At 68.4% G+C, this 17,361-nt stretch carries 21 protein-coding genes and 1 pseudogene; 11 read left to right on the forward strand and 11 right to left on the reverse strand.

Going from position 1 to position 17,361, the window contains the following annotated elements; all coding sequences use genetic code 11:
• Positions 1 to 156 precede the first annotated feature (156 nt).
• From QP165_RS12575 to QP165_RS12595, 5 genes and pseudogenes are all read left to right on the forward strand, one after another.
• Positions 157 to 1,455 carry a flagellar hook protein FlgE gene (locus tag QP165_RS12575; RefSeq protein WP_333995910.1) on the forward strand — a complete coding sequence of 433 codons (1,299 nt, stop codon included), beginning with the start codon at positions 157 to 159 and terminating at the stop codon, positions 1,453 to 1,455.
• A gap of 28 nt (positions 1,456 to 1,483) precedes the next feature.
• Positions 1,484 to 1,552, forward strand: a pseudogene (locus QP165_RS20055) (hypothetical protein); the annotation flags it as partial.
• A 356-nt stretch (positions 1,553 to 1,908) separates the two neighbouring features.
• Positions 1,909 to 3,609: a FlgK family flagellar hook-associated protein gene (locus tag QP165_RS20060; RefSeq protein WP_443019295.1), complete on the forward strand. Its 1,701-nt coding sequence runs from the start codon at positions 1,909 to 1,911 to the stop codon at positions 3,607 to 3,609.
• A 17-nt stretch (positions 3,610 to 3,626) separates the two neighbouring features.
• Positions 3,627 to 4,535 (forward strand): flagellin, encoded by a 909-nt coding sequence (locus QP165_RS12590; protein WP_333995912.1) that lies wholly within the window; start codon positions 3,627 to 3,629, stop codon positions 4,533 to 4,535.
• Positions 4,536 to 4,670: 135 nt separating this feature from the next.
• A complete protein-coding gene (locus QP165_RS12595; RefSeq protein ID WP_333995913.1) occupies positions 4,671 to 5,669 on the forward strand; it encodes an adenosine kinase in 999 nt (332 codons plus the stop codon).
• Between the two features lie 172 nt (positions 5,670 to 5,841).
• Here the strand turns inward: QP165_RS12595 and QP165_RS12600 are convergent, their stop codons facing one another.
• From QP165_RS12600 to hisB, 8 genes are all read right to left on the reverse strand, one after another.
• Positions 5,842 to 7,377, reverse strand: a complete 1,536-nt coding sequence (locus QP165_RS12600) for an amino acid permease (protein ID WP_056019826.1) — start codon at positions 7,375 to 7,377, stop codon at positions 5,842 to 5,844.
• Between the two features lie 110 nt (positions 7,378 to 7,487).
• On the reverse strand, positions 7,488 to 7,865 hold the full coding sequence (locus QP165_RS12605) for a histidine triad nucleotide-binding protein (protein ID WP_333995914.1): 378 nt from the start codon (positions 7,863 to 7,865) through the stop codon (positions 7,488 to 7,490).
• A 158-nt stretch (positions 7,866 to 8,023) separates the two neighbouring features.
• The gene (locus tag QP165_RS12610; RefSeq protein ID WP_333995915.1) at positions 8,024 to 8,344 is read right to left on the reverse strand and encodes a phosphoribosyl-ATP diphosphatase; all 321 of its coding nucleotides are present in this window, start codon (positions 8,342 to 8,344) and stop codon (positions 8,024 to 8,026) included.
• 32 nt (positions 8,345 to 8,376) lie between these two features.
• The gene (locus tag QP165_RS12615) at positions 8,377 to 8,553 is read right to left on the reverse strand and encodes a hypothetical protein (protein WP_183936834.1); all 177 of its coding nucleotides are present in this window, start codon (positions 8,551 to 8,553) and stop codon (positions 8,377 to 8,379) included.
• Positions 8,554 to 8,558: 5 nt separating this feature from the next.
• Positions 8,559 to 9,332, reverse strand: coding sequence for an imidazole glycerol phosphate synthase subunit HisF (hisF, locus tag QP165_RS12620; RefSeq protein ID WP_056408835.1), 774 nt, complete (start codon positions 9,330 to 9,332; stop codon positions 8,559 to 8,561).
• 238 nt (positions 9,333 to 9,570) lie between these two features.
• Entirely contained in the window at positions 9,571 to 10,305 is a 735-nt protein-coding gene (gene hisA, locus QP165_RS12625; RefSeq protein WP_056409225.1) for a 1-(5-phosphoribosyl)-5-[(5-phosphoribosylamino)methylideneamino]imidazole-4-carboxamide isomerase, read from the reverse strand.
• Positions 10,302 to 10,907, reverse strand: coding sequence for an imidazole glycerol phosphate synthase subunit HisH (hisH, locus tag QP165_RS12630; protein WP_333995916.1), 606 nt, complete (start codon positions 10,905 to 10,907; stop codon positions 10,302 to 10,304). Before hisH ends, hisA begins: the two co-directional genes overlap by 4 nt.
• The gene (gene hisB / locus QP165_RS12635; protein WP_056019841.1) at positions 10,904 to 11,491 is read right to left on the reverse strand and encodes an imidazoleglycerol-phosphate dehydratase HisB; all 588 of its coding nucleotides are present in this window, start codon (positions 11,489 to 11,491) and stop codon (positions 10,904 to 10,906) included. The genes hisH and hisB overlap by 4 nt, the downstream gene beginning before the upstream one ends.
• Before the next feature lie 71 nt (positions 11,492 to 11,562).
• On the opposite strand from hisB, the gene QP165_RS12640 reads away from it, so the two are divergent.
• The 5 genes from QP165_RS12640 (at position 11,563) to gmk (ending at position 15,027) form a co-directional block, all read left to right on the forward strand.
• Positions 11,563 to 12,048, forward strand: a complete 486-nt coding sequence (locus QP165_RS12640) for an SspB family protein (RefSeq protein ID WP_055873918.1) — start codon at positions 11,563 to 11,565, stop codon at positions 12,046 to 12,048.
• Between the two features lie 187 nt (positions 12,049 to 12,235).
• Positions 12,236 to 13,627 (forward strand): class II fumarate hydratase, encoded by a 1,392-nt coding sequence (fumC, locus tag QP165_RS12645; protein ID WP_333995917.1) that lies wholly within the window; start codon positions 12,236 to 12,238, stop codon positions 13,625 to 13,627.
• A 267-nt stretch (positions 13,628 to 13,894) separates the two neighbouring features.
• Entirely contained in the window at positions 13,895 to 14,107 is a 213-nt protein-coding gene (locus tag QP165_RS12650; RefSeq protein ID WP_333995918.1) for a hypothetical protein, read from the forward strand.
• Entirely contained in the window at positions 14,104 to 14,304 is a 201-nt protein-coding gene (locus QP165_RS12655; RefSeq protein WP_333995919.1) for a hypothetical protein, read from the forward strand. Before QP165_RS12650 ends, QP165_RS12655 begins: the two co-directional genes overlap by 4 nt.
• A gap of 72 nt (positions 14,305 to 14,376) precedes the next feature.
• Positions 14,377 to 15,027 (forward strand): guanylate kinase, encoded by a 651-nt coding sequence (gene gmk / locus QP165_RS12660; RefSeq protein WP_056019857.1) that lies wholly within the window; start codon positions 14,377 to 14,379, stop codon positions 15,025 to 15,027.
• 91 nt (positions 15,028 to 15,118) lie between these two features.
• Here gmk and QP165_RS12665 read toward each other — a convergent pair whose 3' ends face one another.
• Genes QP165_RS12665 through QP165_RS12675 form a run of 3 tightly spaced genes read right to left on the reverse strand, consistent with a single transcriptional unit; the run spans position 15,119 to position 16,670 of the window.
• Positions 15,119 to 15,799: an ATP12 family chaperone protein gene (locus tag QP165_RS12665; protein ID WP_333995920.1), complete on the reverse strand. Its 681-nt coding sequence runs from the start codon at positions 15,797 to 15,799 to the stop codon at positions 15,119 to 15,121.
• Positions 15,796 to 16,014 carry a hypothetical protein gene (locus QP165_RS12670; protein ID WP_333995921.1) on the reverse strand — a complete coding sequence of 73 codons (219 nt, stop codon included), beginning with the start codon at positions 16,012 to 16,014 and terminating at the stop codon, positions 15,796 to 15,798. Before QP165_RS12670 ends, QP165_RS12665 begins: the two co-directional genes overlap by 4 nt.
• Entirely contained in the window at positions 16,011 to 16,670 is a 660-nt protein-coding gene (locus QP165_RS12675) for an HAD-IA family hydrolase (RefSeq protein ID WP_333995922.1), read from the reverse strand. The genes QP165_RS12670 and QP165_RS12675 overlap by 4 nt, the downstream gene beginning before the upstream one ends.
• A gap of 113 nt (positions 16,671 to 16,783) precedes the next feature.
• Between QP165_RS12675 and QP165_RS12680 the strand changes: the two genes are divergently transcribed.
• Positions 16,784 to 17,278 (forward strand): DUF1440 domain-containing protein, encoded by a 495-nt coding sequence (locus QP165_RS12680; RefSeq protein WP_333995923.1) that lies wholly within the window; start codon positions 16,784 to 16,786, stop codon positions 17,276 to 17,278.
• Positions 17,279 to 17,361: the final 83 nt, after the last annotated feature.

Below are 17,361 nucleotides of genomic sequence, written 5' to 3' on the forward strand. Positions count from 1 at the left end.
GGATGCGCTGTGTCCCCGCGGTCGTGACCGGCAGTTTTTGCCGCCCCGGATCGGCGCGAGAAATCGGTGCGTCGCCAGACCGATAGGCCGCGCACCCTCCTATAACGATGCAAATGGAGTGCCGGTGCGCTCCGATCGTCCGGGAGATAACCCACCGTGAGTCTGTATTCCGCCCTGTTTGCCGGCGTGTCCGGTCTGTCCGCCGAGTCGAGCGCGATGGCGTCGGTCGCCGACAACATCACCAACATCAACACGGTCGGATACAAGGCGGTCGACAGCCAGTTCAGCACGCTCGTCGGCGACGGTCGCGCGGGGAGCGTCTATGCCGCGGGGGGCGTCGCGGCCCAGCCCAAGACGCTGATCTCCAAACAGGGTCTGCTCCAGGCATCGTCGAGCTCGACCGATCTCGGGATCGACGGACCGGGCTTCTTCGTCACGCGCACCGGCGCCGGCCCCGCCAGCGGCGTCGCATTGACGCGCGCGGGCTCGTTCTCGCCCGACAAGGACGGGTTTCTCAAGAACACCGCGGGTCTGTACCTGCAGGGCTGGCGGCTCGACGCGGCGGGCGCCTATGTGAATACCGGCAATGTCGGTTCGCTCGAGCCGATCCGCGTCAGCGACCTGACCGGATCCGCCGCCGCGACCAGCCGGCTTCAGATCCGCGCCAATTTCCAGTCCACGACCGCGGCACAGCCCGGCTATGCGTCGGGCGACATCGCCGCGGGAACCGCGACCGCCGACTTCAACCGCTCGTTCGACGTCTATGATCAGCAGGGCAACGCGCACCGGCTGACGCTCGGCGTGGTCAAGACCGGGTCGAACACCTGGGCCGGCGAGATCTATGCGGTTCCGGCAAGCGACGTCGGCGCGGCCAACGGGCTGCTCCGCGGGGGCACGATCAGCTTCAATCCCGATGGCAGCCTCGACATGGCGGGCAGCGACGCGGCGTTCTTCACGCCGTTGCAGCCGGCATGGACCAATGGCGCGGGCGCGCAGCCGATCGCGCTCGATTTCGGGTCGGACGGCGGCCTTGCCGGCTTCACGCAATTCTCGAGCGCGTCGTCGGTCATCACCTCGTCGGTCGATGGCGGGACGCTCGGCAATGTCTCGTCGATCAGCGTGTCGCGCACCGGGCGGGTCAGCGCGCTGTTCGAGGACGGCACCAGCCGCGCGATCTTCCAGCTCCCGATCGCGACCGTCCCCAACCCCGACGGCCTCAGCCGCGCGACGGGCAATGCGTACTCGATTTCGGACGAATCGGGCGCGTTCGCGATCAACCCGCCGGGGTCGCTCGGCGCGGGATCGATCGACTCGTTCAAGCTCGAGGCCTCGACCTCGGACCTGGCGCTCGAGTTCACCAACATGATCCGCTTCCAGCGTGCTTACAGCGCATCGTCGAAGATCATCACGACGGTCGACGACATGCTCCAGGAAGTCAGCAACCTGAAGCGATGACCGCGCGCGGGGATAAGGGGAGGGCGTCATGTCGCTGAGCGAGATCCTGTCGTCGGCGCTGTCCGGGCTGGGCGCGTCGCAGGCGGGCATCCGCACCGTCTCGAACAACATCGCGAACGTGAACACGCCGGGGTACGCGCGCGAGACCGTCGCGTTGCAGACCGGGATCACGTCCGGCCGGGTCAGCGGCGTGGTCGTCGGGGAGCCCGGCCGCGTCGCGGACAAGTTCCTCGAGGCGACGGTCTACACGCGCGGCGGGGACGCCGGGCGCGCGGCGGTCGAGGCGGGCTATCTCGACCGGCTGCAGGCGCTGCTCGGCGCGACCGGATCGGAGACGGCGCTGCCCGCGCGGCTCGACGCGATCACCACGTCGGCGATCGCGATGACGGGCGCGAGCGGGGCGCGGCGATCGCCGGACCCTTTGTCGGCGCGGTCGAGGACGCGATCGGATCGATGCGGCAGCTCGGCAGCGACGTCGACCAGCTGCGCGGCGATATCGAGGGCGAGGTCGGCGACACGGTCGGCCGGATCAACCTGCTGCTGCAATCGATCGACACGCTCAACGCCTCGGTCTCGCGGCTGCAGGGGCTCGGACGGAGCTCGGCGGGGCCGGCCGACCAGCGTACGAGCGCGCTCGAGGAACTGAGCGGGCTGATCGGCATCACCGCGCGCGAACAGGCAAACGGGCGCGTCACGATCGAAACGGCAACCGGGTTGCCGCTGCTCGACCAGCGGCTGCGGCAATTATCCTATCCGACGAGCGGCACGGGAATCGCGCAGCCGCACTATCCGGGAATCGAGCTGCGGTTCGCGGATCATGACGGGACGATCGGCGCGACGACCGGGACGACGCTCGACACGCCCGCGACGGGCGGCAAGCTCGGCGGGCTGCTCGATCTGCGCGACCGGCAGCTGCCCGCGTTCAGCGGCAGGATCGACACGCTGTTCGCCGGGCTGGCGCAGACCGTCAACGCTGCCGCGAACAGCGGCACCGCGGTGCCCGCGCCCGCGTCGCTTGCAGGCCGCGCGACCGCGCTGTCGGGCAGCGATCGTGCGGGCTTCACCGGCGCCGCGCTGGTCGCGGTCACGCGCGCAGACGGGACGTTGCTCGCGAGCACAACGCTCGATTTCGACGCGCTCGGCGCCGGCGCGACGCTCGACGACGCGGTCGCCGCAATCAATGCCGGGCTGGGCGGCGCGGCGACCGCGCGCTTTGCCCGCGGCGTCCTGACGATCGACGCGACCGTGCCGGGTACCGGAATCGCGGTGGCGCAGGATCCTGCAAGACCCAGCGCGCGCGGCGGCGTGGGGCTGTCGCAGTATTTCGGGCTCAACGACCTCATCCGCAGCGACGCGGCTACGCTGACGCCATCGGGATTTACCAGTGCGGATCCGCATGGCTTCGCCGCGGGCGAGTCGGTCGATCTCGCGTTGCGCGATTCGGCCGGGCGGATCGTGGTGCGGTACAGCCTGACCGACGCGGCGGGGCCGACCTATGGCGATCTCGTCACCGATCTCAACGCAGGCCCGCTTGGCCATTATGGTCGGTTCACGCTCGACGATGTCGGCCGGCTGCGGTTCGCCGCCAGCACGACCGCGGCGGGCGCGACGCTGTCGGTGGCGTCGGACGATACCGACCGCGCCGGGACCGGACGGTCCTTCTCGTCGATCGTCGGCCTCGGCAGTGTGGGCGCGGGGGCAAGCACGGGATCGGGCACGGGCGCAGCGCTGGCCGGGGCAGGCGTGCGCCGGGATATCATGGCCAACCCCGCGCGGCTGCCGCTCGCCCGGCTCGAGCCCACCGCGATCGGGCAGAAGGCGCTGGGACCGAGCGATCGCCGCGGCGCGACCGCGATGGTCGATGCGCTCGCAGCCGCGGTCGATCTCGGCGATGCGGGCGCGATGACGATCACGCGCTTTTCGGCGGTCGTGCTGGGCGATGCCGGATCGGCCGCCGCGCGCGCCGCCGACCGCGCCGACCAGATGACCGCGCGGCGCGACGACGCGATCAACCGGCGCGATACCGTGTCGGGGGTCAATATCGACGAGGAGCTCGGCCAGATGGTCGTGCTGCAGAACAGCTATGCCGCCGCGGCGCGCGTGATGACGACCGCGAGCGCGATGTACGACACCCTGCTCGAGATGATCCGCTAGACCAAGGACGACGACCGATGACGCGCATAGCCACGATCCCGCTGCAGCGGACCTTGTCGGGGGCGGTCCAGCAGGCGCAGCGGCGTCTCGCCGATACGCAGCTGCAGCTGAATAGCGGCAAGAAGGCGAAGGACCTCGCGGCGCTTGGCGGCGCGGCGGTCCGGACGCTGTCGGCGCGCACCGCGCTCGCCACCCAGGCGGCGCAGAGTGCCGCGACCAGTCGCCTCGGCACCACGCTGTCGCTGTACGAGGTCAACATCACCGCGATCGATACGGTGGCGAGCGATCTCAAGACGCAGCTGATGGCCGCGGTAGGCACCGGCTCGACCGCGACGCTGCCCGGGTCGATCGACAGCGCTTTCTCGCAGATCCGCAGCGCGCTGAACGCGACCGACGGGTTCGAGCCGCTGTTCGGCGGGGCGCAGGGTGACGAGGTCCCGTTCAAGCCCGCGACGCTCGCCGATACGGTCGGCGTCACCCCGGAATCGGCGTTCGGCAATGACGATGTCCGCGCGGCCGCGCCGGTCGGCGGCGGTGCCACGCTCACCTACGGGATCACCGCGCGCGATCTTGGCAGCGGTCTGCTCGCCGCGTTCCAGACGCTCGCCGCGGCGGGCCCGATCGGTGACACGCCGACCGCGGCGCAGCGCGACGCGCTGAACAGCGCGATCGGGCAGATCGACGCCGCGCTGCCGCAGGTGCGCGGGCTGAATGCCTCGAACGGATTGCGACAGACGCAGATGGCGACGCTCGCATCGCGCGCCGACGACCGCGCCGCGCTGCTCCAGAAGCTCGTGTCCGACAACGAGGATGCCGATTACGGCGAGATCTCGATGGCGCTGACGCAGCAGAAGACGATGCTCGAGGCGAGCTATGCAGTGTTCGGCCAGGTCTCCAGCCTCAGCCTCGTCAACTATCTGCGCTGACCGGGGCGGACCCGGCGCCCGATCCGGGATCGCGCCCGCAATGCTCGCCAGCGACGTGCGGGGTGGCGCCAAGGTTGCACGCATGTCCGGCGCGATTTACGGCGACGTTTTCCCGTTCGGTCCGGAGACTGTATCTTGAGCACGCCTACCTATGACGTCGTCGCGATCGGCAATGCCATCGTCGACATTCTCAGCACCGCCGACGACGCGTTCATCGCCGAGATCGGTGTCGCCAAGGGGTCGATGCAGCTGATGTTCTCGTCGGAAGAAGCCGACGCGCTCTACGCCAAGATGGGCCCCGGGCTCGAGGTTTCGGGCGGGTCGGCCGCCAACACCGTCGCCGGCGTCGCCGCGCTCGGCGGCAAGTGCGGCTTCATCGGCCAGGTCGCCGACGACCAGCTCGGCCAGGTCTTCGCGCATGACGTGCGCAGCATCGGCATCGAGTTCGCGACCCCGGTCCGCGCGGGCGACCCGACCACGGGCCGCTGCCTGATCTTCGTGACGCCCGACGGCCAGCGGACGATGAACACCTTCCTCGGCGCGGGCCAGTATCTGCCCGCCGCGGCGATCGACACCGCGATGATCGCCGACAGCGCGATCCTGTATCTCGAGGGCTATCTCTGGGATCCCGAAGAGCCGCGCGCCGCAATGCGCGCCGCGATCGATTGCGCACGCGGCGCCGGCCGCAAGGTCGCCTTCACGCTCAGCGACGTGTTCTGCATCTCGCGCCACGGCGGCGATTTCCGCACATTGCTCAGCGACGGGCTGATCGACATCCTGTTCGCCAACGAGAGCGAACTGGCGGCACTCGCCGAGGCCGAGGATTTCGACGCGGCAGTCGCGAAGATCTCGGCGCAGGTCCCGACCCTGGTCGTCACGCGCGGCGAACACGGCGCCTGTGCGATCCAGAACGGCACGCGCGCCGAAGTGAAGGCCGAGCCGATCGCCAAGGTCGTCGACACGACCGGCGCGGGCGACCTGTTCGCGGCGGGCTTCCTCCACGGCCAGGCGCAGGGCCACGACCTCCACGCCTCGCTCAAGCTCGGTGCGGTCTGCGCAGCCGAGATCATCAGCCATGTCGGCGCCCGCCCGATGGTCGACATGAAGGCGCTCGCCGCCAAGCATATCGGCTAACGAACCGAACCGTCATTCCCGCGCAGGCGGGAACCCATACTGGCCGGCCGCGCGACAGACTCGCAACCGCTGGAGGATATGGATCCCCGCCTTCGCGGGGATGACGCCTTTGGAACCAGGCACAAAAAAGGGCCGCGGGAGTTTCCTCCCGCGGCCCTTTTTGCGTCCCGTCTCAGTGGCTGCCCGGGGGCGCCATGTCGATCGGCTCGCCGCCATCGGCCATGCCGCGACCGAGATAGCTCTTGCGGTAGCCATAGCAGAAATAGATCACGAGCCCCACCGCGCCCCAGATCGGCAGCACCGCCATCGCCTCATAGGGAAGCGAGAAGTACAGCCCGATGCAGCCGACGATCGTCAGCGGCGCGACGATCCAGGCTGCCGGCGTGCGGAACGGACGATGCCGGTTCGGCTCGCGCTTGCGCAGGATCAGCAGCGCGATGGCGACCATCATGAACGCGTAGAGCGTCCCCGCATTGGCGATGTCCGCGAGCTGCCCGACCGGCAGGAACGCGGCCGCGAACGCGACGAACACGCCGGTGATCGCGGTGACGATGTGCGGCGTCTTCCACTTGGGATGCACGCGGCTGAGCACTTCAGGCAGCAGGCCGTCGCGGCTCATCACGAAAAAGATGCGCGTCTGGCCGAACATCAGGATCAGGATGACCGACGGCAGCGCGAGACCGGCGGCATAGCCCATCCAGTTGCCGACATTGGCATAGCCGACCTGACGCAGGACATGCGCCAGCGCTTCGTTCGAGCAGACCAGCGCCTGCGCATTGGCGGGGATCAGGCAGGCGCGCGCGAGTTCGGCCGACCCGGTGGTGAACGGCACGCCGTCCGCGCCGAACAGCGGCTGCCCGCCGATCGTGCCGATCGCACCCGCTGCGACCAGCATGTAGAACACGGTGCAGATGCCGAGCGAGGCGATCAGCCCGATCGGCACGTTGCGCTGCGGATCCTTGGTTTCCTCGGCTGCGGTCGAGACCGCGTCGAAGCCGACATAGGCGAAGAAGATCGTCGCCGCCGCGCCGACCACGCCCAGCCCGTTGCTGCCGAGAATGCCGGTGGGGAGGAACGGCTCGAAATTGGCGCCCTGCGTCTTGGGGAGCGTCAGCGCGACGAAGGCGGTCAGCGCGACGACCTTGATCGTCACCAGCACCGCGTTGACGCGCGCGCTCTCGGTCGTGCCGATCATCAGCAGCCAGGTGATCAGCAGCGAGATGACGACCGCGGGCAGGTTGATCAACCCGCCGGGCATGTACGGCCCGTGCGACAGCCAGGTCGGCAGCGTTATCCCGAACGTCTCGTGCAAGATCGAGCCCGCGAAATAGCCGGACCAGCCGACCGACACGGCGCTCGCGGCCACCGCATATTCGAGGATCAGCGCCCAGCCGACCGTCCAGGCGAGCAGCTCGCCCATGACCGAATAGGTATAGGTATAGGCGGAGCCCGCAACCGGGGCCATCGCCGCGATCTCGGCATAGCAGAGCGCGGCGACGACGCAGACCGCGCCGGCGACGACGAAGCTCAGGATCATGCCCGGCCCGGCCTTCTGCGCGGCGGCGGAGGTCAGCACGAAGATACCCGTGCCGATCACGCAACCGATGCCGAGCATGGTTAGCTGGAACGCGCCAAGCGATCGGTGGAGCGACTTCTTCTCCGCCGTCGCCAGGATGGCGTCCAGTGACTTAACGCGACCAAAAATCAATTCGGTTCCCCCCGGGGATTGCGAGGGCCGGTCCACTGGCCCCCTTGCTCAAGCCGGGAAGCCTAATGGCAATTTTATTACGTGCAATGCTTTAGTGGCGGAAAGCCGCGCTATCCGGCCAGCATCGCGCCGAGTGGACGCCCGCCGAAGATATGAACGTGCAGATGCGGTACTTCCTGATGCCCGTGCTGGCCGATATTGGCGAGCAGGCGATAGCCCGGCTCGACCAGCCCCGCAGCGCGCGCGACCGTCCCGACCGCGCGGATGAACCCGGCGATCTCCGCATCGCCCGCACGCGCGGAGAAGTCGTCCCACGAGACATAGGCACCCCTGGGGATCACCAGCAGATGCGTCGGCGCCTGCGGGTTGATGTCGTGGAACGCGATCGCGAACTCGTCGTCATAGACGCGGTTCGACGGGATCTCGCCGCGCAGGATCTTCGCGAAGATGTTCTGGTCGTCATAGGGCTGGGTGGCGTCGATCGGCATGGGGCTTGCTCCTTGGCACACTGGCCCCGCCTATACCGTTCGTCCCGAGTAGCCGTCGAGCCTGTCGAGACGGCGTATTGAGGGACGGCGTCCGGGGCATGTCCGTCGATACGGGCTCTCGGCTTCGCTCGATCCCTACTCGGGACGAACGGAGCAGATCACCCCGTCCGCGCGGCCTTCTCGACCAGCCCGCCGACCCCCTCGCGCCGCTCAAGCTCGGCCCGCACGTCGTCGAGGTTCAGCCCGGCGTCCGCCAGCAGCACCGCGAGATGGAACATCAGGTCGGCGGCTTCGGGCACGATGCTCGCCTCGTCGCCCGAACACGCCGCGATCACCGTCTCGACCGCTTCCTCGCCGAGCTTCTGCGCGATCTTCGGGCGGCCACGCGCGAACAGGCTGGCGGTATAGGAGGTGTCGGCGGGCGAATCGCGGCGTGCGCGGATGGTCGCCTCCAGGCGGTCGAAAACGGGGTCTGCCATGCCGCGCGTGCTGACGCAGGCGCGCGGGCGGGTCAATCCTTTGCGCGCGGCGGCCGCTTCAGGAACCGCTTGCGCAGCGCGCGGCGGACCAGCCAGACGCCGATCGCGGCGACCGCGAACAGCGCGATGTCCGACGTCTCGGGGCCGGTGCGCGGATGCACCACGCCGCTATGCCCCGACTGCACCGCGACCAGCGGCAGCGTCGCCATACCGGTCAGGCCGACCGCAAGGGGGTCCGCACTGGGATCCCCGCAGCCGCCAACGCGGCGTGCGCGTCGCCGATCGACGCCTGGCCGAAGTGGAAGATCGATGCGGCGAGGACGGCGCTGGCATGGCCGTCGCGGATGCCGGCGACCAGATCGTCGAGCCCGCCGACCCCGCCGCTTGCGACCACCGGCACCGCGACGCGGTCGGCGATCGCGCGGATCAGGTCGAGGTCATAGCCGCTGCGCGTGCCGTCGCGGTCCATCGAGGTGACGAGCAGCTCGCCCGCGCCGAGCTCGGCGAGCCTCACCGCGTGCGCGATCGCGTCGATCCCGGTCGCGCGCCGGCCGCCATGCGTGAACACCTCCCAGCCTTCGCCCGAGCGGCGCGCATCGACGCTTGCGACGCAGCACTGGCTGCCGAAGCGTTCGGCGATGTCGGCGACGAGTTCGGGTCGCTCGACCGCGGCGGAGTTGACCGCGACCTTGTCCGCACCCGCCAGCAACAGCGCGCGCGCATCGTCCGCGGTCCGCACGCCGCCGCCGACGGTCAGGGGCATGAAGCACACCGCCGCCGTCCGCCGCACGACGTCGAGGATCGTGCCCCGGCCCTCATGGCTGGCGCCGATGTCGAGGAAGCACAATTCGTCCGCCCCGGCGGCATCATAGGCGCGCGCCTGCTCGACCGGATCGCCCGCGTCGCGCAGCTCGACGAAGTTCACGCCCTTCACGACGCGGCCGTCGGCGACGTCGAGACACGGGATCACGCGTGCGCGGACGGTCATGCGGCGTCTCGAAGAATTTGTTCACGCGGAGACGCGGAGACGCGGAGACGCGGCGAAGCTGCTGAGAAAGCTATTTCGCGCAGAGGCGCAGAGGACGCAGAGAAGCGGGTGCCTGCAGCAGCATGTAGGATTCCATCGCCTGCGAGGATGGAGGGACCGCTGACGCGGTCGGCTCTGCGTCCTCTGCGCCTCTGCGCGAAACCACTATCTCCGCGTCTCCGCGTCTCCGCGTGACCCCTCATGCCGCCTTCGCCACGCTCAACGCCGCCGCGAGATCGAGCCGCCCGTCGTACAAGGCGCGCCCCGTAATCACGCCCTCGACGCCATCACGGACATGCAAGGCGAGAACGTGAATCTCGGCGATCCCCTTCACCCCGCCGCTAGCGATCACCGGAATGTCGACCGACCGCGCCAGGTCGACGGTCGCCTCGACGTTGCAGCCCTTGAGCATCCCGTCGCGCCCCACATCGGTGAACAGCAGCGACGCCACCCCCGCATCCTCGAACCGCCGCGCGAGATCGACCGCGCTGGTGGTCGAGACATCGGCCCAGCCCTTCGTCGCGACCATGCCGTCCTTGGCATCGACCGCGACGACGATCCCGCCAGGGAAATCCTTCGCGACACCGCGCACGAAGTCGGGATCCTCGAGCGCCGCGGTGCCGATCACGACCCGCGACACGCCCAGATCGAACCAGCCCTCGACATTGGCGCGCGTACGAATCCCGCCGCCGAGCTGCACATGCCCCGGAAACTGCGAAACGATCGCGCGCACCGCGTCGCCATTGACCGAGGCGCCCGCAAACGCGCCGTCGAGATCGACGACGTGCAGATGCTCGGCGCCTGCGTTCGCGAACAGCATCGCCTGCGCCGCGGGATCGTCGCCATAGACGGTCGCGCGGTCCATATCGCCCTCGGCGAGGCGGACGACTTGCCCTGCCTTGAGGTCGATCGCGGGGAAAACGATAAGGCTCACGGCCGCCACTCCAGAAAACGTTCAAGCAAGGCCAGGCCGTAGCGCTGGCTCTTCTCAGGATGAAATTGCACGCCGATCATCGTGTCGCGGCCGATCGCCGCGGTGACGGGACCGGCGTGATCGGTGGTCGCAAGAATATCGGCGCCTTCGAAGGCGAAGCTGTGCAGGAAATATGCCTCGCCCGGCGCGATCAGCGGATGCGCGGTCGCCGGCACGACGTCGTTCCAGCCCATATGCGGCACCTTCGCGTCCATCGTCCCCGGCTCGAGCCGCCGCACGCGCCCCGGCACCCAGCCGAGCCCGGCATGCGTCCCCATCTCTTCGCCTGCCTCGGCCATCAACTGCATGCCGACGCAGATGCCGAGGAACGGCGCGCCCTCGTCGCGCACGCGCCGGTTCAGCGCCTCGACCATCCCCGGCACCGCGCGCAATGCCGCCGCGCACGCGCCATAAGCGCCGACGCCGGGCAGCACGATCCGATCGGCCTTAGCGACGACATCGGCGTCGGCCGTGACGATCAGGTCGCTACAGCCCGCGGTGCGCAGCGCGTTCTCGACCGAATGCAGGTTCCCCGCGCCGTAATCGATCAGCGCGAGCGTCACAGCATCCCCTTGGTCGACGGAATCGCGTCGGCCTTGCGCGGGTCGATCTCGATCGCGGTGCGCAGCGCGCGCGCGACGCCCTTGAACGCGGCCTCGGCGATGTGATGATTGTTGGTGCCGTACAGCGTCTCGACGTGCAGCGTGATCCCGGCGGCCTGCGCGAAGCTGTGGAAGAAATGCTCGAACATCTCGGTGTCCATCGTGCCGAGCCGCGTCTGCGAAAACAGGTCCTTCCACACCAGCCACGGCCGTCCCGAAATATCGAGCGCCACCCGCGTGAGAGTCTCGTCCATCGGCGAGAGCGCATCGCCGTACCGCGTGATGCCGCGCTTGTCGCCGAGCGCCTGCGCGAACGCCTGGCCGATCGCGATGCCGGTATCCTCGACGGTGTGGTGCTCGTCGATGTGCAGGTCACCCTTGGTGCGGACGGTGAGATCGATCAGCGAATGGCGCGAGAGCTGTTCGAGCATGTGATCGAAGAAACCGACGCCGGTCTCGACGTCGTAAACGCCGGTCCCGTCGAGGTTTATGGTGACGTCGATCGCCGTCTCGGCGGTGGAGCGGGAAATCGTGGCGGTGCGCATTCCGACTCCCATAACGGACCGTACGGCGCATGCAATCTTGACCGGCATCCGAATACCGCTACCCAGAGGGAATGAGCGATGGACTGCCCGATAGCCTGATTCCGTACGACGAGATCGTGCAAGAAGCCCTGCGTGCCGTCGTTGGCCGCGTGCTCGGCTCCGTGTCGGAGGCCGGCGGGCTTCCCGGCGAGCATCATTTCTACATCACCTTCAAGACGCAGGCACCGGGAGTCGACATCCCCAAGCGGCTGATCGAACGCTTCCCGGACGAGATGACGATCGTGATGCAGAACCGCTATTGGGACCTCGTGGTCGACGATACGCGCTTCTCGATCGGCCTCAGCTTCAACCAGGTTCCGTCGAAGCTGGTGATCCCCTATTCGGCGATCACCGCGTTCCAGGATCCTGCCGTGAGCTTCGAACTGCGCTTCCAGGCGCAGGAGGGCGCGGACGAGGCGCTCGGCGAGCATGACGAACCCGAGAATGACGGCCCCACCGCGGTGCCGATCGAAGACGGCTCGAACGTCGTCGCGGTGGATTTCAAGCGGAAGAAGTGATTGTTTCTCCCTCTCCCCCCGGGGGAGAGGGAAGGGGCCCGCCGCGCTTGCGGTGGGAAGGGTGAGGGGGCGTTGTGACACGCGTCCCAAGCCTCACGCCCCTCTCCCTTCCGTCGCCTGCGGCTCCTCCCTCCCTCTCCCCGAAGGGGCGAGGGATCCAGCGCAAGCCCCGGAAGGTTGATCCTGTATGACCACCACCCGCACAGAAACCGACTCGATCGGCCCGATCGAAGTCCCCGCCGACGCCTATTGGGGCGCGCAGACCGAGCGATCGGTCGAGAACTTCCCCTTCGGCACGCGCGAACGCATGCCGATCGAGATCGTCCACGCACTCGCGCTCGTCAAACAGGCGGCCGCTCGCGTGAACCGGTCCCACGGCCTCGATCCTAAAATCGCCGACGCCATCGAGTCGGCCGCGCAGGAAGTCATCGACGGCACGCTCGACGACCAGTTCCCGCTCGTCATCTGGCAGACCGGCAGCGGCACGCAGTCGAACATGAACGTCAACGAGGTGATCGCCGGCCGCGCGAACGAGATGCTGACCGGTACGCGCGGCGGCAAGTCGCCCGTCCACCCCAACGACCACGTCAACATGAGCCAGTCGTCGAACGACAGCTTCCCGACCGCGCTCCACATCGCCGCCTCGCTCGCCGCGACGCGCAAGCTCTTCCCCGCGCTCGACCGGCTGAAGACCGCGCTGCAGGCCAAGGCGGATGCGTGGACCGACATCGTCAAGATCGGCCGTACGCATCTGCAGGACGCGACCCCGCTGACGCTCGGGCAGGAATTCGGCGCCTATGCGAACCAGGTCTATCGCTGCGGCCGCCGGATCGAGCCGGGCGTCACCAACGGCACCAACCGGCTCGCGCAGGGCGGCACCGCGGTCGGCACCGGGCTCAATGCGCCCAGGGGGTTCGCGGAGGATTTCTGCAAGGCGGTCTCCGACCTGACCGGCCATCCGTTCATCCCCGCGGAGAACAGCTTCGAGGCGCTCGCGTCGAACGACCCGCTCGTCCACCTGTCGGGCACGCTCAACACGCTCGCGGTCGCGCTCACCAAGATCGCCAACGACATCCGCCTGCTGGGCAGTGGCCCGCGCTGCGGCTTCGGCGAGATCGACCTGCCCGCGAACGAGCCCGGCAGCTCGATCATGCCTGGCAAGGTCAACCCTACGCAGTGCGAGATGCTGACGATGGTCGCCGGCCAGGTGATGGGCAACCATGTCGCGGTCACCGTCGGCGGGATGCAGGGCCATCTTGAGCTGAACGTGTTCAAGCCGCTGATCGGCGCGAACGTGCTCCGCTCGATCGACCTGCTCGCAACCGCGATGGAGGGTTTCGCGGACCGCTGCGTCGACGGCATGGAGCCCAATCGCGACCGCATCGCCGACCTGCTGGACCGCTCGCTGATGCTGGTGACGGCGTTGGCGCCGGAGATTGGTTACGACGCGGCGGCAAAGATCGCCAAGCACGCGCACGCCGAGGGGCTGACGCTCAAGGAAGCCGGCCTTGCGCTCGGGCTGGTCGATGCGGAAACGTTCGACCGGGTCGTCCGGCCCGAGTCGATGCTTGGCCGCTAACATCCCACCCCGTCATCCTGACGAAAGTCAGGACCCAGAGCCAAAAGCGTTGCGCGTCGTAACTCTGGATCCTGGATCAAGTCCAGGATGACGGGTGGTATGTACAACCTCCCCACCGTCATCCTGACGAAAGTCAGGATCCAGTATTACTCAGCGAGACGATCGTGGCTCTGGGTCCTGACGTTCGTCAGGATGACGAGTGGTGACGAGACCGGGAACCCAAACGCCCTTCGCGCGCTAACCCGCCACACGCGAAGGAGAAATTACGTGGGCGCAACGACCATAGGCGCGCTGATCGGCGCAGGCATCGACTCGCTCAGCGGCGACGACGGCAATGCGGACGGCGCGATCATCGGTGCGATCACCGCCAACGTACTCAAGATCGTCGTGCCGCTGGCCGTGACCTACGCGATCGGCTGGGCGGTGCTGCGCGGTGCAGCGGAACTCAAGGGCCAGGTTTTCGGAGAGGTTAAGTCATGATCGGACGTATCATCAGTGCATTGGTTGGTCGCGAAATGGGCCGTCGCGACGGTTCGGGCGGCGCATCGGGCGCGGTCAAGGGCGTGGTCGCAATGGGGCTGATGCGCCGCATGGGTCCGCTCGGCATGATCCTCGGCGGCGGCTATGCGGCCAAGAAGGCCTATGACCGCAACCGGGCGCGCAAGTCGGGCTACTGATCCGCCGTCCGAATGACACACACGGACCGCGCATGGGTTGACGCCCATGCGCAGTCCGCGGCAAGGGCGCGCATGCCCCACACACTTCCGTCCGACCCGCATGGTTTCCGTCGCCGCGGAGTCCTGTTCGTCCTGTCCTCGCCGTCGGGCGCCGGCAAGTCGACGATCGCGCGCCGATTGCTCGCGGACGAGCACGAGCTTGAGATGTCGGTCTCGGTGACGACCCGCGGGATGCGGCCGGGCGAAGTCGACGGCAAGGACTATCATTTCACCGATCTCGAGGGCTTTCGCGACATGGTCGCGAAGGACGAGTTTCTCGAATGGGCGCATGTCTTCAACCATCGCTACGGCACCCCGCGCGCGCAGGTCGAGGAGATGCTGGCAGCCGGCAAGGACGTGCTGTTCGACATCGACTGGCAGGGCGCACAACAGCTGTTCCAGATCGCCGGCGGCGACGTTGTCCGCGTCTTTATCTTCCCGCCGTCGATGGAAGAACTCCATCGCCGCCTTACCAGCCGCGGTACCGACTCGACCGAAGTCATCGACGCGCGCATGTCGCGCGCGGCGAACGAGGTCAGCCACTGGGACGGCTATGATTACGTGCTCGTCAACGACGACGTCGACAGCTGCATCCGCGGCGTGAAGACGATCCTCGCCGCCGAACGCCTCAAGCGCTCGCGCCAGACCGGCCTGATCGGCTTCATCCGCCGCCTGACCCGCTGACCCCGTCATCCTGACGAAAGTCAGGATCCAGAGCAAAGAGCTTCGACGTCCGCGGCTCTGGATCCTGGATCGAGTCCAGGCTGACGAGACGTCAGAGCATCCCCAGGAACGCCACGCCGCGCGCGAACTCCTGGCGCTTGAGTTCACGCAATTCGGCCGCCTGCCAGTCCTCGCCCCACATCTCGATCGACCAGTCCTCGTCGAGACCCGCCGCCGCCCACGCCGCGTCCGCATCGAGTCGGCCCTCGATCAGCGCCAGCCCGATCACCAGCGAGCCCGTCAGCGTCACCACCGGCGACAGCCCCGCGAGCCGGAAATCGTCATACGCCGCGACCGCCTCGTGCAGCCGTGCGATCGTGGCATCGGACTGCGCGACGTGCATCACCCCCGCGGTCACCGCGAACGTCACGTCGTACCGGCCGCGCGCCCAGTCGAGCAGCGGGTCCCACGCCGCCGCCTGCCGCTCGACGAGTAACGCCGGACCCTCGGCGCGGTAGCAGAGCAGGTCGCTCTCGCCATAGGCCGCCAGCCGCGCGGCAAATTGCGTCGGGTCGTTCGCGATCGGATCGGTCGCCGCATTGGCGAGCCCCGTCAGCGGCATCGTCCGCGGATCGATCGTCTCACCGACGCTGCGCCATTCATCGGCGACCGCCTCGGCCAGCGCCGCGGTCGGCAACGCGAGCGGGCGCCGCCCGGGCGTCCGCACCGGCTTGCCGTCGAGCGTCACCACGCGATCCGCATCGATCGCAACGTCTTTCCAGAACCGCTTCATTGGGGTGGACTCCGCCAGCGATGCGCCAGGCTGCGCGGCACGGTCGCGATCATCGCCATCGCCGACAGCACGATCGCCGTCCCGAGGATCTTCGGCCCCATGTCATGCGCGCGCGCGATCAGGATGAGGCCGAGCAATGCGCCTGCGACCCCCGCCAGCCGCACGACGACCAGCACGAACCACCGGCGCTGCGCCAGCTTTTCGGCGTCGGTCATGGTCGTGCCACCATATGCAGCAGCTCAGGCACTGCGGTCGCGACGACGTCCGCCCCCGCATCCGACAATTCGTGGACCGCGTGATAGCCCCAGGCGACGCCGACCGCGCGCACCCGCGCCGCGCGCGCCATCGCCATGTCGAAGCTCGTATCGCCGATCATCGCGGTCGTCGCGGCGGTCGCGCGCGCTTCGGCGATCGCCGCGAACAGCATCGCCGGATCGGGTTTCGACGGATGGCGATCGGCGGTCTGCAACGTCACGAACCGCTCGGTGATCCCATGCGCGGCAAGGATATGCGCGAGGCCCCGGTCCGACTTGCCCGTCGCGACGCCGAGCACCCAGCCGTCGTCGGCGAGTGTCGTCAGCACGTCGGCGATCCCCTCGAACAGCGGCTCGTCGGCGAGTTCGCCGCTCGCGCGCATCGCATGGAACGCGGCCTTGTAGTCGGCGGCAAGCGACCGGTGCAGCGTCTCGTCGGCCTGTGGAAGCAGCACCTGCATCGCCTCGACGAGGCTGAGCCCGACGATCCGGCGGATTTCGCCACGCGGCGGCGGGACGAGCCCGGCCTTCTCGAACGCGCGCTCGCACGCGACGCAGATGTTCGCCTGGCTGTCGACGAGCGTGCCGTCGCAATCGAACACGGCAAGGCGGATCATGGGATTTTCCAACGCATTCCTGCCTCGTAGATCAGCCGGGCGGACGAGGGAACGCCAAACCGGAACGCGCCTCGTCCTCGACGGTTCGTGTCGCAGACTTCAGGAGATCCACGATGGCGCACGCACCGACCGACACCCCGAACATCTGGGCCGCCGCTGCGGCAGGGCTGGTCGCAGGGCTTGCCGCGTCGTTCGTGATGGATCGTTTCCAGGCGGGCGTCGCCGCGCTGTCGTCGTCGGACAGCGACGCGGAACCTGCGACCGAGAAGGCAGCGGACAAGGTCTCGCAGGCGGTGGTGGGTCACGATGTCCCCGACGGTCGCAAGCCGCTCGCCGGGCAGGCAGTGCATTACGCGCTCGGGGCGGGGCTGGGGGTCGTCTACGCGGTCGCGGCGGAATACCGGCCGGCGGTGACGGCGGGGTACGGCACTGCGTTCGCGCTGGCGAACACCGCGCTGCTCGACGAGGCGGCGGTGCCGGCGGTGGGTCTGGGTGAGGCCCCCTGGAAGACCGCACCGTCGACGCATCTGTACAGCGTCGCGTCGCATATGGTGTTCGGCACGGTGACCGAAGGCGTGCGGCGGCTGTTGCGTGGCTGGATGGGGTAAGCCAACCTGCGCCTCATCTTGTTCCCCCGCGAAGGCGGGGCCCAGGAATCAAGCAGCGCTACGACGGTGGCTCCGGGACCCCC

Source organism: Sphingomonas sp. 22R3R2A-7 (assembly GCF_036856055.1).
GTDB lineage: Bacteria > Pseudomonadota > Alphaproteobacteria > Sphingomonadales > Sphingomonadaceae > Sphingomonas.